The organism is Amycolatopsis sp. lyj-23, assembly GCF_046549135.1.
Lineage (GTDB): Bacteria > Actinomycetota > Actinomycetes > Mycobacteriales > Pseudonocardiaceae > Amycolatopsis.
Map to the genome: position 1 here is coordinate 447,683 of NZ_JAJPWN010000001.1, position 5,595 is coordinate 453,277.

Sequence of the window (5,595 nt, forward strand, 5' to 3'; positions counted from 1 at the left end):
TTGCCTGCCGGCAACCAGGAAGCTGCTAATTCTCCGGGCGCACCGGTGAACGCGAAACCGCCCGTGGCCGGGAGCCACGGGCGGTTTCGGCGGTCTGCCGCGGTGCTCAGTCGAGGCCGAGCTCGGAGTTGATCAGCGCGAACATCTCGGCGTCGGTCGCCGCGTCGAGCGAGCCGGCGTCGCCGGAGCCCGCTTCCGGGGTGTCGGTGACGCCGTCCTCCAGCCGCCACTGCAGGGCGGCCAGCCGCTTGAGCAGGCGAGCCCGGGTCTCCCGGTCGAACTCCGAGGTGAACAGGGTCGCTTCCAGGTGGTCCAGGTCGGCCAGGATGGCCGGGCCGTCCCCGTCGAGCCCGAGTTCCCCGCGCAGGTGCGCGGCCAGCACGGACGGTGTGGTGAAGTCGAAGATCATCGACGTCGGCAGCCGCAGCCCGGTCTCGGCGGCGAGCCGGTTGCGCAGCTCCACCCCGGTCAGCGACGTCATGCCGAGCTCGAGGAAGCCGCGGTTGCGGTCGATCACCTCGTCCGGGCCGTGGCCCAGCACGGCCGCGGCGCCCCGGCACACCAAGTTGACCAGCAGGTTGTCCTGCTCCCCCGCGCTGAGCCCGGCCAGCCGTTCGGCCAGGCCCGGACCGTCGCTCGCGCCCGCGGGGTTGCCGGCGGCCCGGCGCCCGGCCGGGACCAGGTCGCGCAGCAGTGGCGGCACCGCGCGGCCGGCCATCGTGCGCAGGTTCAGCGGGGCGGGCACCAGCAGCGGCCCGGCCAGGCCGGCGGCGGCGTCCAGCAGGTCCATCCCGGTCCCGGTGCCGATCGGCACGATTCCTTCGCGGCGCAGCCGGGCGACGTCGGCCTCGGCCAGCGCGCCGGTCATGCCGCCGCGCTGTTCCCACAGGCTCCACGCCAGTGCCGTGCCGGGCAGGCCGAGCGCGCGCCGGTGCTGGGCCAGTGCGTCCAGGAAGGTGTTGGCCGCGGCGTAGGCGGCCTGCCCGCCGTTGCCGAGGATGCCGGCGAAGCCGGAGAACAGCAGGAAGGCGTCGAGCTCCGCGTCCTGCGTGAGTTCGTGCAGGTTGACCGCGGCGGCCACCTTGGGCCGCAGCACGGCGGCGAGCCGGTCCTCGGTGAGGCCGGTGAGCACGCCGTCGTCCAGCACGCCGGCCAGGTGCACCACCCCGCGCAGCGGGTGCGCTGCCGGGACGCCGGCCAGCAGGGCGGCCAGCTGGTCCCGGTCGGCGGCGTCGCAGGCGGCCACGGTGACGTCGGCCCCCAGCCCGGCCAGCTCCGCGCGGAGCTCCTCGGCGCCGGGGGCGTCCGGGCCGCGGCGGCTGGTCAGCAGCAGGTGCCGTACGCCGTGCGTGGTGACCAGGTGCCGGGCCAGCACGCCACCGAGGGTGCCGGTGCCGCCGGTGATCAGCACGGTGCCGGTGCCGCTCCAGGTCCAGCCGGGCCGCCCGGCCGGTCCGGGGCGGGCCAGGCGCGGCACCCGCACGACGCCTTCGCGCACCGCGAGCTGCGGTTCGCCCAGCCGCAGGGCCGCGGCCAGCACCGCGGGGTCGGGTTCGCCGTCGGTGTCGATCAGGGTCAACTGGCCGGGGTTTTCGGTCTGGGCCGAGCGCAGCAGGCCCCAGATCCCGGCGCCGGCCAGGCCGTCGAGCGGTTCGCCGGGCCGGGTGCCGATGGCCCCGCGGGTGAGCAGCACCAGCCGGGAGCCGTCCGGGTAGCCGGCCGCGAGCCAGGCTTGGACTTCGCGCAGCGCCCGGGAGACGGCGTGGCGCGCCGACTCGGCCAGCCCGCCGTCGGTGGTCTCGCAGCCGATCGGCAGCAGCACCACAGCAGGCGGCTGGGTGGCGTCCAAGTCGGCCACGCCGCCGGGGTGGGCCGGGAGGCCGCCGAGCGGTTCGTCGCCGAGCACGACCCAGCCTTCGGTGTCCGGCGCACCGCCGGGCAACGCCGGTTCGATCCAGTCCACGGTGAACAGTGCGTCCCGGTGCCCGCGCTCGGCGGTGGCGAAGAAATCGGCTGGGAATGCTTGCCACGAAACAGAATCCACCTCGGCCACCGGGGCGCCGTCGGCGTCCAGGGCGAGCAGCGAGACGGCGTCCGGGCCCACCGGCGTGACGTGCACCCGCAGCGCGGTCGCTCCCTCGGCGTACACCGACACCCCCTCCCAGCGGGCCGGCACCACCGGGCCGTCGACCGGGGCGAGCCCGGACAGGCCCAGCGCGGCGGCGGCCTGGGTCAGGGCCGGGTGCAGGGCGTAGCCCGCGACCTGCTCGGCCTCGGCGGGCAGAGTGAGTTCGGCACACAGCCCGGTGCGGGTGCGCCAGACTGCGGTGAGCGCGGCGAAACCGGGGCCGTGCTGCAGGCCGGTCCGGTCCAGCGCCTGGTAGAGCTCTTCGACGTCGGCTTCGGTGGCGTGGGCGGGCGGCCACTCGGCCGGCGCCTCGGGCAGCGGGCGGTGGGCGGCCAGCGTGCCGGCGGCGTGCTCCCGCCAGGCTTCGCCGTCGCCGGTGCGGCTGTGCACGGTGACCGGGCGCGTCCCCTCCTCGCCGGGCACGCCCAGCGTGACCTGGATCTGCACGGCTTCGTCCTCGGCCAGGACCAGCGGCCGGGTGACGGCGAGGTGGGCGACGGTGCCGCAGCCGGCCCGGTCGCCTGCCTGCCCGGCCCACTCCAGGAACACCGCGTCGGGCACGGTGATCGCGCCGAGCACGCGGTGCTCGGCCAGCCACGGCCGGGTGGCCGCGGACAGCCGCCCGGTGAGCACCGTGCCGCCGGAGCCGGCCAGCTCGAGGCCGGCCCCCAGCAGCGGGTGCCCGGCCGGGCTCAGCCCTAGGCCGGCCGCGTCGGCGACGCGGTCGCCGGGCTCGATCCAGTAGCGCTCCCGCTGGAAGGCGTAGGTGGGCAGGTCGACGCGGCGGCCGGGCGCGCAGCACGCGGTCCAGTCCACCGGCACCCCGCGCACGTGGGCCTCGGCCAGCGAGGTGAGCAGCCGGGTGCGGCCGCCGTCGTCGCGGCGCAGGGTGCCGAGCACGCCGGCGTCGGCGCCGGCGGCCTCGATGGTGTCCTGGATGCTCATGGCCAGCACCGGGTGCGGGCTGACCTCGATGAACACGTCGTTGCCGTGCGCCAGCAGCTCGCGCACGGCCGGTTCGAGCCGGACCGGGTGGCGCAGGTTGTCGTACCAGTAGCCGGCGTCCAGCGTGCCGGGCTCCACCCAGCGGCCGGTCAGCGTGGACAGGAACGGGATCTCCGGGGTGCCCGGGGAAACCGCGGCCAGCGCGGACAGCAGCTCCTGGTGGATCTTCTCGACGTGGGCGGAGTGCGAGGCGTAGTCCACCGGCACGGTCTTGGCCCGCAGGCCGTCCTCGGCGCAGGCGGCCGCGAACTCGTCCAGCGCGTCCACGTCGCCGGAGACCACGACGCTGCCGGGCCCGTTGACGGCGGCCACGGACACCCGGCCGGACCAGCGCTCCAGCCGGGCTTCGACATCGGTCTCGGACGCGGTGACCGAGACCATGCCGCCGTACCCGGCCAGGTGCTCGGCGATCGCCTTGCTGCGCAACGCGACCACCCGGGCACCGTCCTCGAGGGACAGGGCGCCGGCGACGCAGACGGCGGCGATCTCGCCCTGCGAGTGGCCGACCACGGCGGCCGGCTGCACGCCGTGCGCGCGCCAGACCTCGGCCAGCGACACCAGCACGGCCCACAGCACCGGCTGGACCACCTCGACCCGGTCCAAGGCCGCCGGCCCGCCCCGCAGCACGTCGGTGACGGAAAACTCGGTGAACGGCCGCAGGGCCGCCTCGCACTCGGCGATCCGGCGCGCGAAAACCGGCGACTGCGTCAGCAGTTCCGCGCCCATCCCGGCCCACTGCGAGCCCTGCCCCGGGAAGACGAACACGACGCCCCGCCCGCCGCCGCTGCCGGGCCGGCCGATGACCACGCCCGGGCCGGGGGTGCCTTCGCGCACCGAGCGCACGCCGGCCAGCAGCTCGGTCGGTTCCGTGCCGACGACGACCGCCCGGCAGTCCAGCGTGGTGCGGGTGGTGACCAGCGAGAACGCCACGTCGGCCGGATCCGCCTCGCGGGTGGCCGGCGCGTGCTCAAGCGCGGCGGCCTGGTCACGCAGGGCGGCCTCGGTCCGGCCGGACAGCACCCACGGCACGGCGACCGGATCACCGGCCGCGGCCGGCTCCGGCTCGGCCGGCACGGGCGGGGCCTCTTCGACGATCAGGTGGGCGTTGGTGCCGCTCATGCCGAACGAAGACACCCCGGCCCGGCGCGGCCTGCCGGTGCGCGGCCACGGCGTGGCCTCGGTGCACAGCGCGACCGAACCCGCCGTCCAGTCCACATGGGACGACGGCTGCTCGGCGTGGAGGCTGCGCGGGAGCAGGTTCTCCCGCATCGCCAGCACGACCTTGATCACGCCGGCCACCCCGGCGGCGGCCTGCGTGTGGCCGAAGTTCGACTTGACCGAGCCCAGCCGCAGGGGGGTCTCGCGGTCCTGGCCGTAGGTGGCGAGCAGCGCCTGGGCTTCGATCGGGTCGCCCAGCGTGGTGCCGGTGCCGTGCCCCTCGACGACGTCGACGTCCGATGTGGACAGCCCGGACGCGGCCAGCGCGGCCCGGATGACCCGCTGCTGTGCCGGTCCGTTGGGGGCGGTGAGCCCGTTGGACGCGCCGTCGGAGTTGATCGCGCTGCCGCGCAGCAGGGCCAGCACCGGGTGACCGTGGCGGCGGGCGTCGGACAGCCGCTCCAGCACCAGCACGCCGGCGCCCTCGGACCAGCCGGTGCCGTCCGCGGTCTCGGCGTAGGCCTTGCAGCGGCCGTCCGCGGACAGCCCGCCCTGCTGGGTGAACTCGATGAACGGGTTGGGCGTGCAGAGCGCGGTCACGCCGCCGGCCAGAGCCAGCGAGCATTCGTCGTTGCGCAGGGCGGTGGCGGCCAGGTGCAGCGCGACCAGCGAAGAGGAGCAGGCGGTGTCCACGGTCAGTGCGGGGCCGGCCAGGCCGAGCGCGTAGGACAGCCGGCCGGAGAGCACGCTGGCGGCGGTGCCGGTGCTGGCCAGCACGCGCTGGTCGGCGCGGCCGGCGATGACGAGGTTGGCGTAGTCCTGGCCGGTGGTGCCGACGAACACGCCGGTCCGGCTGCCCTTGAGCGTGGCCGGGTCCAGCCCGGCGCGTTCGATCGCCTCCCAGGTGGTCTCCAGCAGGATGCGCTGCTGCGGGTCCATGGTGACCGCCTCGCGCGGCGAGATCCGGAAGAAGCCGGCGTCGAACTCGCCGAGTCCGTCGAGGAACCCGCCGCCGTCGGTGGCGCTGGCGCCCGCGCCGAGCGCGGCCAGGTCCCAGCCGCGGTCGGCCGGGAACCCGGCGATCACGTCCCGGCCCTCGGCCAGCACGGACCAGAACTCCTCCGGGGTGCCGACCCCGCCGGGGTAGCGGCAGCCGATGCCGACCACCGCGATCGGCTCGTCGGCCGAGGCCGCGAGCAGCTCTTCGTTCTGCCGGCGCAGTCTCTCGTTTTCCTTCAACGAGGATCGCAGCGCCTCGATGTACTGGCTCTCCGAGTTGGTCATCGTCTCGCTCCCGATCGCCG

The 5,595-nt window shown here is 75.9% G+C and carries 1 protein-coding gene; it reads right to left on the bottom strand.

Features of this window, described 5'->3' with window-relative positions; all coding sequences use genetic code 11:
• Positions 1-106: 106 nt before the first annotated feature.
• Positions 107-5,575 (bottom strand): SDR family NAD(P)-dependent oxidoreductase, encoded by a 5,469-nt coding sequence (locus ACLJPY_RS02050; protein WP_410586242.1) that lies wholly within the window; start codon positions 5,573-5,575, stop codon positions 107-109.
• Positions 5,576-5,595 lie beyond the last annotated feature (20 nt).